The 20,389-nt window shown below is 40.9% G+C and carries 20 protein-coding genes and 1 pseudogene; 4 read left to right on the forward strand and 17 right to left on the reverse strand.

Features of this window, described 5'->3' with window-relative positions; translation table 11 throughout:
* Positions 1–27: 27 nt before the first annotated feature.
* Positions 28–2,823, reverse strand: coding sequence for an autotransporter outer membrane beta-barrel domain-containing protein (locus tag LIN98_RS05625; RefSeq protein WP_249856079.1), 2,796 nt, complete (start codon positions 2,821–2,823; stop codon positions 28–30).
* Between the two features lie 225 nt (positions 2,824–3,048).
* The gene (gene typA, locus LIN98_RS05630; protein ID WP_014167841.1) at positions 3,049–4,902 is read right to left on the reverse strand and encodes a translational GTPase TypA; all 1,854 of its coding nucleotides are present in this window, start codon (positions 4,900–4,902) and stop codon (positions 3,049–3,051) included.
* Between the two features lie 386 nt (positions 4,903–5,288).
* Between typA and glnA the strand changes: the two genes are divergently transcribed.
* Entirely contained in the window at positions 5,289–6,698 is a 1,410-nt protein-coding gene (glnA, locus tag LIN98_RS05635) for a type I glutamate--ammonia ligase (RefSeq protein WP_249856080.1), read from the forward strand.
* Between the two features lie 95 nt (positions 6,699–6,793).
* On the opposite strand, the gene LIN98_RS05640 is transcribed toward glnA, so the two are convergent.
* The 6 genes and pseudogenes from LIN98_RS05640 to LIN98_RS05665 form a co-directional block, all read right to left on the reverse strand.
* Positions 6,794–7,600: an IS3 family transposase gene (locus tag LIN98_RS05640; RefSeq protein WP_249847582.1), complete on the reverse strand. Its 807-nt coding sequence runs from the start codon at positions 7,598–7,600 to the stop codon at positions 6,794–6,796.
* Positions 7,597–7,936, reverse strand: a pseudogene (locus tag LIN98_RS05645) (transposase). Before LIN98_RS05645 ends, LIN98_RS05640 begins: the two are co-directional and overlap by 4 nt.
* 125 nt (positions 7,937–8,061) lie before the next feature.
* Positions 8,062–8,787: a TerC family protein gene (locus LIN98_RS05650; RefSeq protein WP_148326269.1), complete on the reverse strand. Its 726-nt coding sequence runs from the start codon at positions 8,785–8,787 to the stop codon at positions 8,062–8,064.
* Between the two features lie 64 nt (positions 8,788–8,851).
* Entirely contained in the window at positions 8,852–9,520 is a 669-nt protein-coding gene (mutH, locus tag LIN98_RS05655) for a DNA mismatch repair endonuclease MutH (protein ID WP_005568804.1), read from the reverse strand.
* Entirely contained in the window at positions 9,517–10,056 is a 540-nt protein-coding gene (locus LIN98_RS05660; protein ID WP_005568806.1) for a methylated-DNA--[protein]-cysteine S-methyltransferase, read from the reverse strand. Before LIN98_RS05660 ends, mutH begins: the two co-directional genes overlap by 4 nt.
* 76 nt (positions 10,057–10,132) lie before the next feature.
* On the reverse strand, positions 10,133–11,563 hold the full coding sequence (locus LIN98_RS05665) for an outer membrane protein transport protein (protein ID WP_005572017.1): 1,431 nt from the start codon (positions 11,561–11,563) through the stop codon (positions 10,133–10,135).
* 202 nt (positions 11,564–11,765) lie between these two features.
* Between LIN98_RS05665 and LIN98_RS05670 the strand changes: the two genes are divergently transcribed.
* The 3 genes from LIN98_RS05670 (at position 11,766) to LIN98_RS05680 (ending at position 13,622) form a co-directional block, all read left to right on the forward strand.
* Positions 11,766–12,056 (forward strand): YfcZ/YiiS family protein, encoded by a 291-nt coding sequence (locus LIN98_RS05670; RefSeq protein ID WP_005572021.1) that lies wholly within the window; start codon positions 11,766–11,768, stop codon positions 12,054–12,056.
* Between the two features lie 233 nt (positions 12,057–12,289).
* Positions 12,290–12,550 (forward strand): hypothetical protein, encoded by a 261-nt coding sequence (locus LIN98_RS05675; RefSeq protein ID WP_142952078.1) that lies wholly within the window; start codon positions 12,290–12,292, stop codon positions 12,548–12,550.
* Between the two features lie 7 nt (positions 12,551–12,557).
* The gene (locus LIN98_RS05680; protein ID WP_148326268.1) at positions 12,558–13,622 is read left to right on the forward strand and encodes a glycosyltransferase family 2 protein; all 1,065 of its coding nucleotides are present in this window, start codon (positions 12,558–12,560) and stop codon (positions 13,620–13,622) included.
* Between the two features lie 345 nt (positions 13,623–13,967).
* On the opposite strand, the gene LIN98_RS05685 is transcribed toward LIN98_RS05680, so the two are convergent.
* The 9 genes from LIN98_RS05685 to mlaF all read right to left on the reverse strand — a co-directional run bounded on the left by LIN98_RS05685 (position 13,968) and on the right by mlaF (position 20,352).
* Positions 13,968–14,915 (reverse strand): peptidase domain-containing ABC transporter, encoded by a 948-nt coding sequence (locus LIN98_RS05685; RefSeq protein ID WP_005568456.1) that lies wholly within the window; start codon positions 14,913–14,915, stop codon positions 13,968–13,970.
* Positions 14,916–15,199: 284 nt separating this feature from the next.
* Positions 15,200–15,436: a cysteine peptidase family C39 domain-containing protein gene (locus LIN98_RS05690; protein ID WP_313777718.1), complete on the reverse strand. Its 237-nt coding sequence runs from the start codon at positions 15,434–15,436 to the stop codon at positions 15,200–15,202.
* 229 nt (positions 15,437–15,665) lie between these two features.
* Positions 15,666–16,937: a UDP-N-acetylglucosamine 1-carboxyvinyltransferase gene (gene murA, locus LIN98_RS05695; RefSeq protein ID WP_025298431.1), complete on the reverse strand. Its 1,272-nt coding sequence runs from the start codon at positions 16,935–16,937 to the stop codon at positions 15,666–15,668.
* Positions 16,938–16,953: 16 nt separating this feature from the next.
* Positions 16,954–17,211 (reverse strand): BolA family protein, encoded by a 258-nt coding sequence (locus tag LIN98_RS05700; protein WP_005569303.1) that lies wholly within the window; start codon positions 17,209–17,211, stop codon positions 16,954–16,956.
* Positions 17,211–17,570, reverse strand: a complete 360-nt coding sequence (locus tag LIN98_RS05705) for an STAS domain-containing protein (protein ID WP_061869891.1) — start codon at positions 17,568–17,570, stop codon at positions 17,211–17,213. The genes LIN98_RS05700 and LIN98_RS05705 overlap by 1 nt, the downstream gene beginning before the upstream one ends.
* Positions 17,571–17,573: 3 nt before the next feature.
* Entirely contained in the window at positions 17,574–18,215 is a 642-nt protein-coding gene (gene mlaC / locus LIN98_RS05710) for a phospholipid-binding protein MlaC (protein WP_005541032.1), read from the reverse strand.
* Positions 18,216–18,243: 28 nt separating this feature from the next.
* Complete coding sequence (gene mlaD / locus LIN98_RS05715) at positions 18,244–18,753, reverse strand: outer membrane lipid asymmetry maintenance protein MlaD (protein ID WP_005548379.1); 510 nt, start codon at positions 18,751–18,753, stop codon at positions 18,244–18,246.
* Positions 18,754–18,775: 22 nt separating this feature from the next.
* Positions 18,776–19,561 carry a lipid asymmetry maintenance ABC transporter permease subunit MlaE gene (gene mlaE, locus LIN98_RS05720; protein WP_005548377.1) on the reverse strand — a complete coding sequence of 262 codons (786 nt, stop codon included), beginning with the start codon at positions 19,559–19,561 and terminating at the stop codon, positions 18,776–18,778.
* A complete protein-coding gene (gene mlaF / locus LIN98_RS05725; RefSeq protein ID WP_005568461.1) occupies positions 19,555–20,352 on the reverse strand; it encodes a phospholipid ABC transporter ATP-binding protein MlaF in 798 nt (265 codons plus the stop codon). Before mlaF ends, mlaE begins: the two co-directional genes overlap by 7 nt.
* Positions 20,353–20,389 lie beyond the last annotated feature (37 nt).

Raw genomic sequence — 20,389 nt, forward strand, 5'->3', positions numbered from 1 at the left:
GTGCGGTCGTTTTTTTCGGTGTTTTTACTACCAGTAGTAATTCAGTTTTACACCAAGTTGGTTTTGGCGTTCCCCATGTTTACCCTGGTTCACAGCTGCGTAGGCAGATATTTTCCAATCTCGCAAACCAATGCTTAAACTTGCGTTATTATGCCAATAAGGACCAATAGCGACACCAAACTCTTTACCATTAATATTTTGGCTATAAGATTTTCCTAATGTTGTTACATAATAGGTTGAGAATGCCGGCGTCACTTCAATACCATCAACATTGTAGGTATTACTGAATTTTAAGCCTGTATGGTAAGCGACCAGACTAAAGCCGGGACTTCTCACGTTTAACCCGTTGATTTCACCACCGGTAGAGCTTAGATGGTGATAACGAAGTCCCCAAATTGGCGTCACTTTGAAATCTTTAAGTTCGAAGTCGTAGGCAAAATTCATACCGACACTAATGATTTTACGTTTCAATTTGCTATTGCCAATTTTACTGCTTGACCAACCATAACCAATATCAAGTGCTTTACTGTATTGATCAAAGTTTTGTTTAGCGTAGGCTGTGATTTTAGTGAGGGTATCTTTTCCACTCAATGGACCGTATTGGTTATCGGTTTTGGCATGAGTAAATGTGCCGCCTAAAACCACGCCGTTATCCAATTGGGCTTCATCATTACCTAACGTAATTTGGTTACTTTTAGCGCGGTAATTATTGGTATCACCACCGTGACCGTGCATATCGCTATTAACGTATTCAACCCAAACACCACCAAGAGTGCGGTAGAAACTTGTTCTGTCTAATTTTCTGTCTAAGCGCCCGGAAAGATCTAAATTTAATGTATTCAAGATTGCTACATTGGAAGCGATCGCATTGGCAACGAGAATTTCATTTGGGTTATATATCGTTGGGGCTTGTGGTGCTACTTCTGTTTCCTCAGATTCCCTAACTTCCGAATTAGCGATAACCTCAGCGTCAGCCACACTAGGTTCAAGATTGGCATGTATTGCCGATGCGATTTCTGTAGTTAAACGTTTAACCACAGAAATGGTTTCTTCAGCATTCAGTTGATGGGCTGTTTCTTCGTGAGAAGCGACAACTTGTTCTACCGAAGCTTGTTCAGCTACTTCAGGCTGACTGTTACTGCTCTCCTGCGATTCTAGTGTGCTATCTACTTTTAGCGCAACGTCTTCAGTTTTAGTTTCCGAGTTTGTTTCATCATGAATCATCTCAATGTGTTCTTTAGGCGCTACAGTAACGGTTTTTTCGACACCACTGTTTTCTCCTTGAATGTCCTCAAGATCTAATGGTGCCATATCACTAGGTAAATCCGTAGGGGCAGTAGAGCGAACAAGAATAACAGGGCTTTCTTCCGGTTTTTCTTCAACTTGTTGAGCTGCAATTTCTTGCTCACGGGCTAGACGGTCGGATTCTTCACGTTCGGCACGTTCGCGTTCAATACGGGCATTTTCTTCCTGCTGACGTTGCGTTTCAATAGCGCGTTGGTGTTCTTCTTCCACCGCTTTTTGACGGGCAATTTCCTGCTCACGGGCTAGACGGTCGGCTTCTTCACGTTGGACACGTTCGCGTTCAATACGGGCATTTTCTTCCTGCTGACGTTGCGCCTCAATAGCGCGTTGACGTTCTTCTTCCACTGCTTTTTGACGGGCAATTTCCTGCTCACGGGCTAGACGGTCGGCTTCTTCACGTTTTGCACGTTCGCGTTCAATACGGGCATTTTCTTCCTGCTGACGTTGCGCTTCAATAGCGCGTTGACGTTCTTCTTCCACTGCTTTTTGACGGGCAATTTCCTGTTCGCGGGCTAGACGGTCGGCTTCTTCACGTTTTGCACGTTCGCGTTCAATACGGGCATTTTCTTCCTGCTGACGTTGGGCTTCAATAGCGCGTTGACGTTCTTCTTCCGCTGCTTTTTGACGGGCAATTTCCTGTTCGCGTGCCAAACGATCACGCTCACGGCGGGCAAGTTCTTCAGATTTTTTGCGGGCTTCTTCTGCCTTTTGATTTGCAATTTCTTCCTCGCGGGCAAGACGTTCCGCTTCTAAACGCTTGCGTTCTGCATTCGCCAATGCTTCTTTTTTGCGCTGTTCTTCAATCGCTTGTTGGCGAAGTATTTCATCTTCTTTTTGAGGTGAAATTACTTGTTTTTGCTCAATAAGAGTGCGCTTTACTCGGGCAACTTCGGCTAATTTACTTTGTTCGTTAATGGCACGTTGAAGCTCATTTGCTTTAATTTTTTTGCGGGCGATTTCTTGTTCATTAGCCAAACGTTCCGCTTCTTTCTGTGCTGCCAGCTGCTCTTTAGTTAAACGTTGTTGGGTGGAATTCTTTAGTTTGACGGCCGCAAGTGCCTCTGCTACTTTACGATCTTCTTCTGCCTTCTGGCGTGCCATTTCTTGTTCACGGACTTGACGCTTAGCTTCTAAATACTCACGTTGAACAAGTTCCGCCTTTTTCTGTTCTAATTCTTGTGCTTTAATTTGGCTTTGTTGACGTTTCTCTTTTACTTGTGCTATTGCACGGGCTTCCGCTTCTTTTTGTGCCATTTCAGCTTTTTGACGGGCAAGTTTTTGTGCGGCAGTGATACGCTGAATTTCCGTTTGATAAGTATTAACGGATTCTTTTGCAGAATTAGATATGTTGTTCTGCATATTTTTTTTAATATTGGTTTTACTTTTTGTTTTAGCCTGAGAAGACGGTTGATTATTTATTTGAGCATTAAACTCTGACGCAAATGCCGGTTGATTAAATACCAATGCGATGGTTGTTGCTATAACAGAATAGCGGAAAGGTTTCAGTAAAATTTTCATAGAGTTAGGATTTATAGTTATATAAAAATAAGATGTTAAATATATTACAATGCAGTACTTTTTTGAAAAAGAACACAACTAAACTTTCTTCATTATATCCTCAATATTCTTTTTTTTGAATATATTTTTAATAGGAAATAGAAATGTAAATTATAGATATAAAAGTGCGGTATGTTTTACAAAACTTTTACAAAACACACCGCACTTTTTCTCTATCAAAATTAATTAATGTGTGCTGGTACTGGTTGTGGTTCTGTTCGCACGTTTGCGATCCGTTTCCGTTAATAATTTTTTACGAATGCGGATAGATTGCGGGGTAATCTCAACCAATTCGTCGTCATCAATAAATTCAATAGCTTGTTCAAGACTGAATTTAATCGGTGTGGTTAATGCAATAGCATCATCTTTACCGGAGGCGCGCATATTGGTGAGTTTTTTCCCTTGCAGGCAGTTTACGGTTAAGTCGTTGGAGCGGCTGTGAATACCGATAATTTGCCCTTCATAGACTTCGGTACCATGATCGATCATCAATTTGCCGCGTTCTTGTAAGCCCCATAAGGCATAAGCCAAGGCTTTGCCGGTAGCGTTGGAAATTAATACGCCGTTTTTACGCTGCCCGATTTCGCCCGGTTTTACATCATCGTAATGACTGAAACTGGAGTAGAGCAGTCCGGTGCCGGAAGTCATGGTCATAAATTCGTTACGGAAACCGATTAAGCCACGGCTTGGGATCACGTATTCCAAACGAGTGCGACCTTTGCCGTCCGGAACCATGTCTTTCACTTCGCCCTTACGGATACCTAGGGCTTCCATGACCGCGCCCTGATGTTGTTCTTCAATGTCAATCGTCACTTGTTCAAAGGGTTCTTGTTTATGACCATCAACTTGTTTGAAGATAACTTTCGGGCGGGACACGGCTAATTCGTAGCCTTCGCGCCGCATGTTCTCGATTAACACGGATAAATGCAATTCGCCGCGACCGGAAACGCGGAATTCATCCGGGTTAGGGGTTTCTTCTACGCGCAATGCCACGTTGTGTACAAGCTCTTTGTTCAAACGCTCTAAAATTTGGCGGGAAGTCACATATTTGCCTTCTTTGCCACAAAACGGCGAGGTGTTGACGCAGAAGAACATGGTGACGGTCGGTTCATCAACACTTAATGCCGGCAAGGCTTCTACATTATTGATGTCGCAGATGGTATCGGAAATATTTAGCTCGCCTAAACCGGTAATCGCTACGATGTCGCCGGCGCTGGCGATGTCTTCTTCGTAACGTTGTAAGCCTAAATGCCCTAACACTTGCCCGATTTTACCGTTGCGGGTTTTACCGAAACTGTCGATGATGGTGACGCTTTGGTTCGGTTTCACCGTACCGCGCTTAATGCGACCGATGCCGATAACACCCACGTAGCTGTTGTAATCCAACTGTGAAATTTGCATTTGGAACGGCGCGTTGAGTTCGACTTTTGGCGGTTCAACGTGTTCTACGATGGCTTCAAATAACGGCGTCATGTCGGCTGCCAGATCTTCGTGATCCAAGCCGGCTACGCCGTTTAACGCGGAAGTATAAATAATCGGAAAGTCTAGTTGTTCGTCGGTGGCGCCAAGGTTCACGAATAAATCGAAGACTTGATCCACTACCCAGTCAGGGCGGGCGCCCGGGCGGTCAACTTTATTGATGACTACGATAGGTTTTAAACCGTGGGAGAAGGCTTTTTGCGTAACAAAACGGGTTTGCGGCATCGGGCCGTCGAAGGCATCCACCATCAATAATACGGAATCCACCATGGAAAGTACGCGTTCCACTTCGCCACCGAAGTCCGCGTGCCCCGGGGTGTCTACAATGTTAATACGGTAGCTATTCCAGTTAATGGCAGTATTTTTCGCTAAAATAGTGATGCCGCGCTCTTTTTCTAAATCGTTGGAATCCATGACACGCTCATCGGCATCGCCACTGCGGGAGGCTTCTAGTGTGCCGGATTGTTGTAATAATTTATCCACTAAGGTGGTTTTGCCATGGTCAACATGCGCGATAATTGCGATGTTGCGTAATTTGTTAATATCGATTTGATCTGTCATTGAAAATTCTTGGAGTGAGTTAAAAATTCTGTGTTTTTCCACCGCACTTTTGTCCTGTGGAAGGCGGAAGGGCGCAGATTATACAACGTTTTAACATGATCAGCTATTAAATAATGGTGGAAAATTTGAACGAAATCAGAAGAAAAGAGACAAAAATGGTGATCGTGATCACATTAAAGATTCATGAAATTAAATAACGCGTATATAAAGAATAAGGTTGTTTTTGATTTTTTATATTGTTAAATTACAATTTTATTGTATTTTATCTAAGTATTTATTTTTATCATTAATTTTTGTTTAAAAATAACTTGAATTTTATGAATAGTATGCTATTTTTGTAGCGTTTCTTTTTCATTTTACTCATGTCTATTATAGAGGATTTACTTATGCCCAGCGCGATTGAGAATGTATTTAAACTCATTGAAGAAAATGACATTAAATTTGTATTACTGCGTTTTACCGATATTCAAGGCAAAGAACATGGCGTATCTCTGCCGGTGAATTTGATTGATGAAGATTTATTTGAAGACGGCAAAATGTTTGACGGTTCTTCTGTAGAAGGCTGGAAGGCGATTAATAAAGCGGATATGTTATTAATGCCGATTGCCGAAACCGCCATAGTTGACCCTTTTGCACAAATCCCGACACTTTCACTTCGTTGTAGTATTTTTGAACCGACCACTATGCAAAGCTATGACCGCGACCCGCGTTCTATCGCTATTCGTGCGGAAAACTATATGCGTTCTACCGGCGTGGCGGATCAAGTGTTCTTCGGGCCGGAGCCGGAATTCTTCTTATTTGATGACGTTCGTTTTGATGTATCTATGAACGGCAATTCTTACCAAGTAGATGATATTGAAGCCGCATGGAACAGTAACAAACGTTATGAGGACGGTAATAACGCTTATCGTCCGTTGAAAAAAAGCGGTTACTGCGCCGTGGCGCCGAATGATACGGCGCATGATATTCGTTCTGAAATGTGCTTATTAATGGAAGAAATGGGTTTGGTCATCGAAGCGCACCACCATGAAGTGGCAACTGCAGGACAAAATGAAATTGCAACCAAATTCAACAGCCTCACTTTAAAAGCAGACGAAACCCAGATTTATAAATATATCGTACGTAATGTGGCATATGAACACGGCAAAACCGCTTGTTTTATGCCGAAACCGATTACTGGTGATAACGGTTCAGGTATGCACTGCAATATGTCTTTAAGCAAAAACGGCAAAAATATTTTCCAAGGGGATAAATATGCCGGTCTTTCCGAAACGGCACTTTATTACATCGGCGGTATTATTAAACACGCCAAAGCCTTAAACGCCTTTACCAACCCAAGTACCAACTCTTATAAGCGTTTGGTACCGGGCTTTGAAGCACCGGTATTGTTGGCCTATTCCGCTAGTAACCGTTCCGCTTCCATTCGTATTCCGGCGGTGACTAGCCCTAAAGCCATTCGTATTGAAGCCCGCTTTCCTGATCCGCTTGCTAACCCGTATTTGGCATTTGCCGCATTATTAATGGCAGGTTTGGATGGTGTCATAAATAAAATTCATCCGGGTGATGCCATGGATAAAAATCTGTACGATTTACCGCCGGAAGAATTAAAAGATATTCCGGCTGTTGCAGGTTCTTTGGAAGAAGCGTTGAATGCGCTGGAGAATGATTTTGAATTCTTAACACAAAGCAATGTGTTCACCAAAGACTTTATTTATGCCTTTATCGGTATTAAACGCAAAGAAGTGGAACGTTTAAATATGACACCACACCCGGTAGAATTTGAAATGTATTATTAAGTTGCGTCAAACAGAAAAGGCGGTTTTAGACCGCCTTTTTTATCGCTGTTTTATCATAGAAAAGTGATCTGCCCCCCAAAAGTTGGACAGGTTAGTTAACTTAAATATTGAGCTCGGTATTGCACCGGGCTTAATCCTTTTAAATCAAGTTTAATTCGTTCTTGGTTGTAATACACCAAATATTCTTCAATTTCCGCCTGTAATTCGGCAATCGAAGTATAAGTGCGTGAGTAAAAACACTCAGATTTTAATATCGCAAAAAAGCTTTCAATCACCGCATTATCATAGCAATTCCCTCGGCGACTCATACTTTGTATCGCCTTGCCTTCCAACATCTTTACCCATTCTGCTGAGCCGTACAATACCCCTTGGTCGCTGTGAATAATCGGGCATTCGCTCGGTTTTAGTTTGCCAAGTCCTTCTTCCGGCATTCTTTTTACCAATGAGAACTTAGGGCGTTTCGCAAAATTATAGGCAATAATTTCCCGGTTCGCTAAATCCATCAACGGTGAAAAATAGAGCTTTTCTTCCCCAACTCGAAACTCAGTGACATCGGTTACCCATTTTTGATTGAGCGCCGTCGCTGTAAAATCACGATTTAGCACATTCGGGGCAATATGCGATGTTTTGCCTCGTTTTCCATGTCTTTTCTTGCGTAAAATAGAATGAATACCTAACGCATTCATCAGTTTTAACACCGTTTTATGATTCAAATGGAAACCCATTTGACGTAATTTGAGTGTCATTGGGCGATAGCCATCTCGTTTTCTGTTCTTTTTATACCGCAACAAGATAGTTTCTTTTATCTCACGATAATCGTGTTTAACTTGCTGATAATAAAAGGTAGAACGAGGCATTTTAGCCACACGAAGTAAGTCATTTAACGCGTGATTTGGCTTCAATCTTTCAATGATTTTTCTTTTTTCTGTCGCTGTTTTTGACGGTCGAGTGCCTCCAACTCCTTTAGGTAAGCAATCTGTGCACGTGCTAATGCCAGCTCTCGTTGCAGCTTTTTAAACGCTTTTGGGGAAAAGTCTGTTTGTTCCGGGATTTCAATCGCTTTCTTTTTCATCTTTGGCTTCACTATTTTAGGGCGTTGAGGGTTTATATAAGGGGATTTTACGCCATTAAGCCCTCTTTCACGAAAGGCTTTTCCAATAAATGACTTGAGAACGAGAAATCTGATGAAATTTAGCCACCTCACGGATACCAAAATTCTGCTCGGTGACCTGTTTGATAGTTTTTTAACGAAATTGATAAGAGTAAGACATAATCTGCACCTCAAATTAGGTGTCCAGGTTTTGGGGTGCAGAGCAAAGTGCGGTTGAAATTTAATGTGTTTTTCGACCGCACTTTTGTTTCTCTAAATTTTAGCGCCCAAGCGTTTACGCATTTGGGTATTGAGAATTTCCACAAATACGGAAAAGCCCATAGCGGAGTAAATATACGCTTTCGGCACATGGATGCTGAAGCTCTCGATAATTAAGGTGACACCGATCAGGATCAGGAAGGCGAGTGCTAAAATTTTAAATGTCGGATGATTTTCAACAAAATCGCCGATAGGTTTGGCTGCGAACATCATCATACCAACGGCAATGACAATTGCGGTCACCATGATTTCGATTTGATTTACTATGCCGACGGCAGTGATGACAGAATCTAACGAGAAAACAATATCTAATAAGGCAATTTCAATTAATACTCCGAGGAAACTAGCTTTTTTGCTGATTTGGTGATGTTCTTCTTCTGTGTGTGGTGTCATGGCTTCACGAATCTCGTTAGTACTTTTTATAATTAAGAATAATCCACCAAAAAATAAAATTAAATCCCGACCGGAAAAGCCTTTGCCGAATAACTCAAAGAGCGGTTCGGTAAGGTGTATCATCCAAGAAAGAGTCAATAGCAGTAAAATGCGGGTTCCCATAGCCAAGGTTAAACCGATAATACGTCCCGGTTGACGTTGTTTTGGTGGGAGTTTGGAGACCAAAATGCTGATTAAAACAATGTTGTCAATACCCAGTACGATTTCCAGTGCTGTCAGGGTGAATAAGGCGATTAGCGCCTCGGGACTCAATAGCCATTCAAACATAATTGCTTCCTTAAAATACAAACAGGTGCGCGATCATATAGTTTTGAGAGATAAATGAAAAGGGTTAAATAGCTTGTTGCACAAATTGTTGTAAAATTTGGTAGGTAAACTCTTTGCGCAAATAAAAACCGAGGGGGAGAGTGTCAATAATTTCGCCATTTTTACCAATACCTTTGGTGAGCGCCTTACTATTGGCGGCTTTCGGGCGAAGCTGTAACACCTCGCCTAAACGAGCATTAATTTTATCCAATTGACCCAGCACGATATAATCCATCAGCTCTTCCCAATCCTGTTTTAACAGAGCTTCTTGCCGCTCGTTGGGTTGCCACAAAATCGGTGTTCCGATATGTCGCTCCGCGAGCGGAATATGGCGGCTGCCTTCAATGGGAATCCAAAGAACGCGGGATAATTTATGGCGGACATGGGAATTTTGCCAGTTCACGCCACTGTTTTGAATAAGTGGCGCGAGACTCACAAAAGTAGTTTCCAGTGGATAACCTTGTTCATTGATGGGCAGGGTTTTCAGCTCAATGCCTAAATGGGTGAAATCCTGTTCCGCTTTACTACCTGCGGTGGCGCCTAACGCCGTTTCAAGCAGCATACCGACCCAGCCTTTATCACGTTTTAAATTCGGTGGCACAGAAATATGCCATTGCGCCGCCAGTTCACCGAAGGTGAGACCGGCAATAGACTGTGCGCGGGAGAGTAATGCCTCGGTGGTTTGCGGGATCATTGGCGATACTTCTTGAAAAAACGCGGTTTAACGATCTCTTTGCCTTTGTCGATATAAGAAATATTTTCCAGTTGCAACAAAAAGCGCTTGGCAACCAAACCGCCACCGAAGCCGGTAAGCGTTCCGTCTTTGCCCAAAATGCGATGGCAGGGAATGATAATGCTGATAGGGTTGCTACCCACCGCACCACCTACCGCACGCACCGCTTTCGGATTATTGATGCGTTTTGCCAACTCACCGTAACTGGCAGTTTGTCCATAGCCGATTTGACGCAATGCCTGCCAAATTTGTTGTTGAAACTCGGTGCCTCGTGGTGCCAGCGGAATATCCGCGAAGGTTTCCGGTTCTCCATTAAAGTAGTGGTCAAGTGCCGCGCATACTTGCGTAAAAACAGGTAATTCATTCTTTTCCTGCCATTTGGGATTCGGTGCTAATTGCTCCAGTTCAAAATCCAGATGAGTGAGATTTTTGCCATCAGATAGCATTAATAAATTACCCAGAGGTGAAGGGTAGTAACGATAAAAAAGTGCGGTCATATTTTCTCCTGTTTAGGAAAAACAAAAGCGTACCGGAGCACGCTTTTATTATGTATTCTTCGAAATTTTGCCTCGATTAGAAACGGTAATTTAGATTCAAACCGTAGAGGTTAGCGGTGGCTTTAGTGGTGTAATCCGCCTCAACAAGCAATAACCCCTTGATATTTTGGGTCTCAACAAAATGTTTCTTCTTACCACGTAAATGAGCGAAGCCGACATCAACAGATAAATTCGGGGTGAATTTATAGGTGGTTCCTATACTATACCACATACGGTCGGTATCAGGAATGGACGCAGATAAATGCGTTTTACTCGCGGCTTTATCGTAAGCCAAACCTGCACGTAATGTTAAAGCATCATTTAGGCTATATGTTGTACCAATAGCAAAACGGGAGTTGTCTTTGTATTCCTCTTTCTTGGTAAAGGCCTCATAGCCGGAACCATCTTGATATTTGCCGCGTAATTCTTTAAAACGACTCCATTCTGTATATTTATAGCTATAGTGGATAGCCCATTGATCGGTTAATTGATGGAATCCTGATAGTTCCCAGTAAGCCGGTAATTTTAAGGTTAAACTGCCTTTACCGATATAAGGACCTAGTACACCATTATGTTGTTGTAAACTGAGTGCATTGCGATCTTTAAAATCAATATCGACTTTGGAATGGTAGGCGAGACCAAGACGATTATCTTGATCAAACTCGTAAACCAAACCTGTATTCCAACCGAATCCCCAAGCATTGTCTCTTAGGTGTACAAGCGAATCTGCTTTATCCAGATTTTTTAAATTATTGATAGTTATTTGTGCTAAACCGTCAGCAATAGCCTGCGGAATTGTCGGATTTTTGGCTCTTATTCTCGCGCTTAATAATCTTTTTACATTGTCCTCACCCATAGAATTCAGTGCATTTTTGACGCCGGTAATGGCGATACCGGCAGTGCGATCAAGTTCTGCTTTCGCATAGACACCATTTAAACCGAAACCGGCAGTTAAATTATTAGTAATACGGTATGACCCACTAAGATTCAGACTAATGGCGGTTAAATCCGTTATACCGCCAAAAATACCGGCATCATAATCGCGGGAATATTCACTCTTTAAACCAAAGTTAACATTCATTCCCGCACCTAAAGTAAACTTATCATTGATAGGTGAGATAAAATACATATTTGGAATGAATGCACCTGGAACAACGCTATGGGCATTAGCGCTTCCGGAAGCAACTTTTTGTCCTCTGATATAAGCAGTTACAGGACCATTTATATGAATTCGCGAATCCACATAAACGCCACCGGCAGAAAATTCGTTTTGTTTGAACAGGCTCATTAATGCCGGGTTGGTGGCGACCACAGCAGCATTGTCTGCGATGGCGGCTTCACCGGCATAGGCACGACCTAAACCGGAGGTGGAAATTTCTGCTAATTGGAATGCCGCGGCGGACGCACCTCCGGCAGCAGTTAATAACAGCGTGGATAGAAGGGTTTGAGTAAATTTGCGGGTTGTCATTTTTGTACCTTTTATTGAATTGGTTATCGTTTCTTAGGAAAACGTATCGTTCTAAAAAACAGGGGAATGTGGAGCAATCCTCTTTTCATATTTTGCGTAGTGTTCAGACCAGTGGACAAAGAAAAGTGCGGTCGGATTTTGTATTAAATTTGAATAATGCTAAAATAGTTGAAAATTTCAATTCTTTTTACAAGGAGATATTATGAGCACATTGAAATGTCAGGCGGAAGAAGCAAAAGTTTGCTGTTGTGTCGAGGTGGGTACGGTGATTGACGGTTCTGACTGCACGGTGGATTTTGAACAGGTTTATGCAACGGAAGAAGCAGCAAAAGAAGCATTAAGCTATTTAACCGAAAAAGCCAAAGCGGCGGAAAGTGATCCATGCAAAATCAGTAGTGAAATAAGTGTGGTGGAAAATGGCTTCAAATTAACTGCCAAATTTGAATTTAGCTGCCAGGCGGAATCCATGATTTTCCAACTTTCTACCCGTTAATTGATTGATATAAATAAAAAAGGCTTAAGTCGAAAACTTAAGCCTTTTTTATTATAACTCGATGTATTCTATTTACGATGAAATTAACTTTTATTGAGGATTTTTACTATCGGGTTATTTCATTCTAAAGCAGTGCTAAAGTAAGTCTTTTGAATAATTATATGTATTATTATCTTTCCCTGCAGGTGTTTTGTGCATCTAGTTTAGAGTAGATTTTTACTGTAGAGGTGTTTATGAAAGAGTTAAAAAATCAATGTTTGCATGGGATTTTTGGTGGAGCAGATAGTTTCAATCCACATAATTACTGTTGTGAAGAATGTCTTAAAGCAGGATTATGTGATCCTCCGGATTCTAAATCGGAACCTAATTATGCTAAAGCATGGGCTGAATTATCATATATTATGGCTGCAGGTTTTAATCTTGATTGTGGTGGGGCTTCTTACTTTTTAAAAGGGGGCGGAGCTAGAAACACTGGAACGGATTTGCATTGTTAATTTTCCTATGCGTAGTCTTATTGAACGTTATTTATATAGTCCTCTTATATCTAGTATGGAAGGAGGGCTATCTTCGGTCTCTACCAAAAAAGAAGGGCTTTCAGTATGTATTATAGTAAGGAATGAGGAAAAATGTATCTTAAGGTGTATACAAAGTGTTGTTGATATTTCTGATGAGATTGTTGTTGTAGACTCAGGATCTACTGACAACACTGTAGATATAGTCAGGGAAATAAAATCCGGTAACATAGTGCTTAAGTACAAAGGTTGGAATTCTAATTTTTCTGAATTAAGAAATTTTGCTCTGGAATGTTCTGGCTATTCGTGGGTATTTTTTATAGATGCTGATGAGTGGGTTGATGGCAGAGCGTACAGAGACCTTCGAGACTTTCTTATTATGTATGGTAGATGCAACGACGCAACAGTTTTTTGCCCTAGGTTTTTGGATTCTAAAAATAATAAAAATTATGGTGTTGGGAGAATATTCAAAAATAATGGACTCATTAAATACAATGGAAGAGCGCATGAATACCCATATTCTAAAAATAACATAGTTAATATACCTATAAAAATTGATAGAAATATAAGGCTATTAGAGATAAATCAAATAGAGGATCCTTATAATATAAGATGGAAGTTTTTTCTCGCTAGGGATAATTTTAATTATAAAAAAGATGTTTCTTTTTTGATTGATTTTTTGGATTTTTTTTATTCATTTAATTTCCCTGATACAGGGTATTTTAAACGGGCATATATTATGCTTATTTTTAATTTTTTAGAAGACGGGCGTGTAGATAAAGCTATTGGGCTTATAGAAAGATATGATCATTTTATAGATGATAAAAGTATAAATTTTTATTTTGTTAAAAAAATATCTCTAATTAAGTTATCTTTAGGGACCGTTTCATTGTTGGATAATGTTATTAACGAGTCAAATAAGGTTAAAAATTCATTTTTGGATAATGAATTATATAGGTTTTCATCAATAAAATCTGAAGGGAGGCATTTAGATGAAATTATCATGTTTGCTAACGAATTAAGAGACTTTTTTAAATTTAAGTTTGGTTTTTAATTAAGAGGGTATTATATGTGCCAATATATTAATTCAGATTTGTTAAATGAAATTAGGAATGGAAATAATGTGTCTTTTAACGATGTTGAAAATATCTCTTTACTTTATGATGAATTAAGCCATTATTTTTATAGTAATGGGATAAAATATAAACTTTATACCGATGATTATTCATCAATGTTCTATAATACAGGACTAGCAAATGCATTACATCCCGGACTAGCTATTTTATTTAACTTTATTGGGTTCTTTTCGGTTTTTTTTAGGAATATCTTTATTAAAAGTGAACTGTCCATTTATATAAGTAATAAAAATAAAATGCTTGAAATAAGATATTCAAATTAATTATAGATTTATAGTGTATTTTGAATTTTTATTTAGTTTATCTAGCTCAACACAATAGTCTGCTGAGTCAATAGTAGATTGCCTGTGAGCTACTATAACCCGAGTAATATTTAACTGGGAAATTGAGATGTTAATTGCTTTTTCATTTTTCTCATCTAAGTAGCTAGTCGCTTCATCCATAAATAAAATATATGGTCTTTTGTATAGAGCACGAGCGATAAATAACCTTTGGCGTTGGCCCCCGGAAAGGTTATTTCCTAGTTCTCCTAAACGAGTTTCGTAATTCATTGGCATTTTCATAATTTCATTATGAATCTTAGCTAATTTTGCACACTTAATAGCAAATTCCAGATCATATTGATCTTCAAAGCTGACAATATTCTCAATTATTGAGCCTGAAAAGAATTTATCCTCTTGTAAAACCATAGCAATTTTTGAACGATAATTTGGTAATCCAATCTGATTAATATTTATACCATCAAAATAAACTTCTCCTGATGTAGACTTTAATAAACCTGACATCAACTTAAGTAATGTTGTTTTTCCAAAGCCTGATGGCGCTTTAATAGCTACACTTTTACCTGCAGGAATGATTAAACTAATATCTTTTATTATCGGTTTATCAAATTGATTATAAGAGAATGTAAGATTCTTTAGTTCGAGTGTTGCTACTTTTTTAGGTATATTCGTCAAATTCTGATAAGTATCTTCTTCTGCTTCATTTAGTGCTATATCTGCAATTCGTTCTCTATACAGAGCTAAAATTCTTATATTGAAGAAAATATTAATTAGGTTTGTCATACGTGAAGAAAATAAACCTCGGTAAGAATTAAAAGCAACATACATACCCAATGTCATTGTATTTTCAATTACTAGGGTTTCACCAACCCATAAAATTAGTATTTGTTCTAAAGCCGCAATAGAGGCATGAATTCCAGAAAATAGCATGTTTAATTTTGTAACTTTAATAGGTGGAAAAAGAAACTTGCAGTCTATTGAAAATTAATTAAATAATCCACTTTCAAAGAAATCCATGCCTTTAGCATACTGACTGATGAAGTGAAAAAATGTGAATAAGCGAAGCCCCAAGCAAATTATAAAGAGTAATGATTTATTTTTCGAGCTCATTACATGATCCATTACGAGTTTTGTTCCTACCAGCATTAATAGTCCAACTAACTCAATTAGTGTAGAGAGTGAAAATACCTTAATTTTAACTTCCGACATATGTTTTAAGATTTCATATAAGCTGATTTGTTCTGACTTTCTGACTTTCCTTTCTTAAATTTAACCTTAGACCATATCTCTAAAGTAACACCTGTAAATGAATTGGATAATTGTTTTATAGAAAATTTTCTTTTACCTATCGTGGGATCATGAATAGTTGCATAATTTTTAGTAATTTTGGTTAGAACAACAAAATGATTAAAATTCCAATGTGAGATACAAAGAAGCTTTAATTGGCAAATCTCCTCTAACTAACTGTACCAGTAATAATCCCATTTCTTACAGCTACGATTCCCACCCACTGTAAATTTGCTTAAGTGTTTTCATTTATCCCCCAACACAAAAATAAACAGGGAGCTTTCAATCTTTCCAAAGTTATATCTACTAAATGAATATTGTAGCCCCGACTACAATTAATAATAATTCGAAAGATAAAAACAATTATAAACAGATTTCTTGGGTAATTTTAATTTATTCTATTTCTTCCGAAAAACGTTCAATACGAGCGCCTAAGCCGCGGAGCTTTTCTTCAATATGTTCATAGCCGCGGTCGATATGGTAGATACGATCCACAATGGTTTCACCGGTGGCGATACAGCCTGCCAGCACTAAGCTGATAGAAGCGCGCAGATCCGTTGCCATGACTTCTGCACCGGATAAATGGGAAACCCCATGGCAAATGGCGGTGTTGCCTTCAATTTCTGCTTTACCGCCCATACGAATCAGCTCTGGAATGTGCATGAAGCGATTTTCAAAAATGGTTTCGGTGATGATGCTGGTGCCGTTGGCAACCATGTTTAATAAGGTGAATTGCGCCTGCATATCGGTCGGGAAGCCCGGGTAAGGTGCGGTACGAATATTCACCGCTTTCGGACGATTGCCCCACATATCTAACGTGATGGTATCTTCGGTGACATCCACCTGCGCGCCAGCTTCGCGTAATTTATCGATCACCGCGTCTAAGGTGTTGGCTTTGGTGTTTTTACATACAATGCGACCGCCGGAAATGGCGGCTGCCACTAAGAATGTCCCGGTTTCAATGCGATCCGGCACGATGCTATGCTCACAACCGGTTAAGCGATTTACGCCTTCGATCGTGATGGCATCAGAACCTGCACCGCTGATTTTGGCGCCCATTTTATTTAAGAATTCCGCCGTGTCGGCAATTTCCGGTTCACGGGCGGCGTTTTCGATAACGGTGGTGCCTTTTGCCAAAGTCGCCGCAATCATAATGGAGAGGGTGGCGCCCACGCTCACTTTTTCCATCACGATACGGGTGCCGTTTAGGCGTCCATCCACATAGGCTTTTACATAACCGTCTTCAAGGGCGATTTTTGCGCCAAGGCGTTCTAAGCCGCTAATGTGCAAATCTACCGGTCGGGCGCCGATAGAGCAACCTCCCGGTAAGGAAACCTGACCTTGATTGAAACGTGCAACTAGTGGTGCCAATGCCCAAATGGAAGCGCGCATGGTTTTCACCAACTCGTACGGCGCGATGAAATGATCGATTTTAGAGGCATCTAAACGAACCGTACCGGGTTCATTTTGTTCTACGACTACACCTAACTGACGTAAAATTTTCAGCGTGGTTTCGATATCTTTTAGATCCGGCACATTAGTTAAGGTGACCGGTTCCGTTGCTAAAATTGCGGCAAATAAAATCGGCAATGCCGCATTTTTCGCACCGGAAATCTCCACGGTTCCTTTTAAACAAGATTGTCCGTAAACTCGAAATTTTTGCATAATAATTTCCTATGAATTAGGCGGGTTGATTAAGTAAACGTTCACGTTTCCATTTTTCGACGGTATAAGTACGGATGGAAAGCGCATGAATTTCATTGCTGGAAATGTGGTTTAAGAGCGGAGCATAAATCATTTGTTGCTGCTTGACTTTAGAAAGCCCTTCAAATTGATCGCTCACAGCGATTACACCGTAATGTGCGTCTTCACCCTGTACATACACCTCATCAAGATTCAGTGCTTCTTTTAAGATTTTTTCGATTTCTTGAGTTTCCATTAACTATTTCCATCGGTTTTGCTAAATTGCGCAATCCAGTCCGATAAACCAAACAGATCTGCGAGTGTCAATAATTGGGACGGCGGATTTTGCAAAAGTTGTTTCCGTTCGTTTGTTAATAAGGTTTGATTATGTTGCAGAAAATCGCATAACAACGCAAACCCTGCGGAATCAATGCGATTGACTTGGGACAAATCCCAATGAACATCAAGCGTTTCCGTTTTCCGTGCCAATAAAAAAGAAGCACGTTGCTGCCAAAGCGGCAACAACGTGTTTCGAGATAGCTCCCCTTTCAGGCGAAGCGTTATCTTATCATCATGTTGGTTTGATTCCCAATGTAAACTTTGTGTTGCTTGCATTGATTATTTACTCAACGTAATTGGAGTGTCGGCAGATTTTTGTAATTTTGCGGTCAACGCATCCAAGCCTTGTTTACGGATAATCGGGCTCCATTCCTGCTGTTTGGTATTGACCATGCTGGCGCCGCCGGCGGTCATGTCATACACTTGCCATTGCCCGGTTTTGCTGTTTTTATACCAGTAAAAATCCACATTTAACGGCGGTTGATTATTTGGTTGTGCCACTTTTACGTTCACGATGGCAAGGCTGCCGGATTCTTCTTTCATTTTGCCGACTTGAATGTTTTGGTCGGTATAGAGCGTTAATACTTGCGCATACACTTGCTCAATGTACTTATCCAATACAGCGAAATAACGTTCGCGTTCTTCCTGAGTGACAGTTTTGTAGTTTTGTCCTAAAATTTTTGAACCGGCATATTTAACATGCACATACGGCATTAAATCCTGACGTACGATGGTTTTTAAATAGTTCGGATCCTGTTTGATTCGGCTTTGATTCGCTTTAATGTCGCTGAATAATTTATCGGAAACCTGTTGTGTTAAGGTTTGCGGGTTATCTTCCGCCATGACCTGTTGCATCGCAAAAAGTGCGGTGAAAATTACCAGCGTTTTTGTTAACCAGTTTTTAAACTTGATTTTTAACATCCCTCTTGCTCCTTTTAGGTTGAGTGAACTAATTACTTTCTGTGGCATCGTTTGTTTCCTCTGCCGCCTTTTTGTCTTTGTCACCGTATAAAAATTGTCCGATCAGATCTTCCAGCACTATGGCGGATTTGGTATCGACAATTTTGTCGCCATCTTTCAACATCGCAATTTCGCCGTCATTAAAACCGATGCTTAGCGCAATGTATTGTTCGCCCAATAAACCGGAGGTTTTGATGGATAACGAACTGGTTTCCGGAATTTCATTGTATTCCTGATTAATGGCGATGGTGACTTTCGGTAAATACGTTTGCGGATCCAATGTGATTTCGGATACCCGCCCAATCACAACGCCGCCCACTTTAAGCGGGGCGCGTACTTTTAGTCCACCGATATTATCGAAAGTTGCATAAACGTGATAAGATTTTGCTTCACTGAAACCTTGCACGTTCGCCACTTTTAAGCCTAAGAAGATAAGCGAACCGATACCAAGGAGTAAAAATAAACCGACCCAAAATTCATATTTAATTGTTTGTCGCATAACGTTTCCTTACAAACAGAGATTAATTCGCACCGAACATGATGGCGGTCAGTACGAAGTCTAAACCTAATACTACTAATGACGCGTGTACAACGGTTCTGGTGGTGGCTTTGCTGATGCCTTCCGAAGTCGGAATACAGTCGTAGCCGTTAAACAATGCAATCCAAACCACCGCAATGGCGAAGAACAGGCTTTTAATAAAACCGTTAAGAATATCGTGGCTCCAGGTAACAGAGCTTTGCATGACCGACCAGAAACTGCCCGAATCCACGCCTTTCCAATCCACGCCCACTAAGGAACCGCCCCAAATGCCGATGGCGATAAAAATAATGGAAAGAATCGGCATGGCAATCACTCCCGCCCAAAAACGCGGGGCGATAACCCGACGTAGCGGATCCACCGCCATCATTTCCAAACTGGATAATTGTTCCGTGGCTTTCATTAAGCCGATTTCGGCAGTTAATGCGGAACCGGCGCGTCCGGCGAATAAAAGTGCGGTCACTACCGGACCTAATTCGCGCAGCAGCGATAATGCTACGAGTTGCCCTAAGCTGGTTTCTGCCGAGAAATCCACCAATACCACATAGCCTTGCAAACCTAACACCATGCCGATAAACAAACCGGATAGCATGATAATCAATAAAGACTGCACGCCGAGGACATGGAGTTGTTTGATTAATAACGGGAAATGCTTGTTAATTTGCGGTTTGCCGATAAGCGCGCCGAATAGCAAAAAGCCTGCACGACCCATTGCGCGGGCAAAGTTAATAGCGTTACGTCCGAGGGCTGAAATTAAATTGGTTAGCATTCAAACAACTCCTCAATGTAATTTGGCGCAGGGTAGTGAAAACGTACCGGACCGTCCGCCTGACCTTGTAAAAACTGTTTCACTTGGGGATCTTGGCTCGCCAATAGCTGCTCCGATGAGCCTTCGGCAATCACATGCTGATCGGCGATAATATAGGCATAATCGGCGATGCTCAATACTTCCTGCACATCATGGGAGACCACAATAGACGTTAAATTCAACGCTTCATTTAGCCGTTTGATTAAGCTGATAATCACGCCCATGCTGATGGGATCTTGTCCCGTAAAGGGTTCGTCGAACATGATTAAATCCGGATCTAACGCAATGGCACGGGCGAGCGCGGCACGACGCGCCATCCCGCCGGAAAGTTCGGAAGGCATTAAATCGGCGGCACCGCGCAAGCCCACCGCTTCGAGTTTCATTAATACTATTTTTCTAATCAACGACGGAGGCAGATTGGTGTGCTCTCGAATAGGAAATGCCACATTATCAAAGGTGGAAATATCGGTGAATAATGCGCCGGATTGAAACAGCATACCCATGCGTTTGCGCACATCATAAAGTTCACTGTTGGATAGTTTGCAAATATCTTGCCCGTCGAACAGAATTTCACCTTCGGAAGGCATCAGCTGACCGCCGATGAGTTTCAAAAGGGTGGTTTTACCAATCCCTGACGGTCCCATAATGGCGGTAATTTTGTCGCGGGGAACGCGCAAATTCAGATCGTGGTAAATAATCCGTTCACCGCGTTTAAACGTAAGGTGTTTTACTTCAATTAACGTTTCGTTCATAAAACTGCTAGGTTACGGCTTGAATTGCCTTTAATGA

Source organism: Aggregatibacter actinomycetemcomitans (assembly GCF_023518055.1).
GTDB classification, from domain to species: Bacteria; Pseudomonadota; Gammaproteobacteria; order Enterobacterales; family Pasteurellaceae; genus Aggregatibacter; species Aggregatibacter actinomycetemcomitans.

Excerpts from the sequence above, each read along its gene's own strand:
- LIN98_RS05675 (WP_142952078.1), top strand. The coding sequence starts at position 12,290 with ATGAAAGAGTTAAAAAATCAATGTTTGCATGGGATTTTTGGTGGAGCA.
- LIN98_RS05705 (WP_061869891.1), bottom strand. The coding sequence starts at position 17,570 with ATGCAAGCAACACAAAGTTTACATTGGGAATCAAACCAACATGATGAT.
- LIN98_RS05660 (WP_005568806.1), bottom strand. The coding sequence starts at position 10,056 with ATGACCGCACTTTTTTATCGTTACTACCCTTCACCTCTGGGTAATTTA.
- glnA (WP_249856080.1), top strand. The coding sequence starts at position 5,289 with ATGCCCAGCGCGATTGAGAATGTATTTAAACTCATTGAAGAAAATGAC.
- LIN98_RS05685 (WP_005568456.1), bottom strand. The coding sequence starts at position 14,915 with ATGCTATTTTCTGGAATTCATGCCTCTATTGCGGCTTTAGAACAAATA.
- typA (WP_014167841.1), bottom strand. The coding sequence starts at position 4,902 with ATGACAGATCAAATCGATATTAACAAATTACGCAACATCGCAATTATC.
- LIN98_RS05625 (WP_249856079.1), bottom strand. The coding sequence starts at position 2,823 with ATGAAAATTTTACTGAAACCTTTCCGCTATTCTGTTATAGCAACAACC.
- mlaD (WP_005548379.1), bottom strand. The coding sequence starts at position 18,753 with ATGCGACAAACAATTAAATATGAATTTTGGGTCGGTTTATTTTTACTC.
- LIN98_RS05680 (WP_148326268.1), top strand. The coding sequence starts at position 12,558 with ATGCGTAGTCTTATTGAACGTTATTTATATAGTCCTCTTATATCTAGT.
- LIN98_RS05700 (WP_005569303.1), bottom strand. The coding sequence starts at position 17,211 with ATGGAAACTCAAGAAATCGAAAAAATCTTAAAAGAAGCACTGAATCTT.
- mutH (WP_005568804.1), bottom strand. The coding sequence starts at position 9,520 with ATGATCCCGCAAACCACCGAGGCATTACTCTCCCGCGCACAGTCTATT.
- LIN98_RS05650 (WP_148326269.1), bottom strand. The coding sequence starts at position 8,787 with ATGTTTGAATGGCTATTGAGTCCCGAGGCGCTAATCGCCTTATTCACC.
- murA (WP_025298431.1), bottom strand. The coding sequence starts at position 16,937 with ATGCAAAAATTTCGAGTTTACGGACAATCTTGTTTAAAAGGAACCGTG.
- LIN98_RS05670 (WP_005572021.1), top strand. The coding sequence starts at position 11,766 with ATGAGCACATTGAAATGTCAGGCGGAAGAAGCAAAAGTTTGCTGTTGT.
- mlaF (WP_005568461.1), bottom strand. The coding sequence starts at position 20,352 with ATGAACGAAACGTTAATTGAAGTAAAACACCTTACGTTTAAACGCGGT.
- LIN98_RS05665 (WP_005572017.1), bottom strand. The coding sequence starts at position 11,563 with ATGACAACCCGCAAATTTACTCAAACCCTTCTATCCACGCTGTTATTA.
- mlaC (WP_005541032.1), bottom strand. The coding sequence starts at position 18,215 with ATGTTAAAAATCAAGTTTAAAAACTGGTTAACAAAAACGCTGGTAATT.
- mlaE (WP_005548377.1), bottom strand. The coding sequence starts at position 19,561 with ATGCTAACCAATTTAATTTCAGCCCTCGGACGTAACGCTATTAACTTT.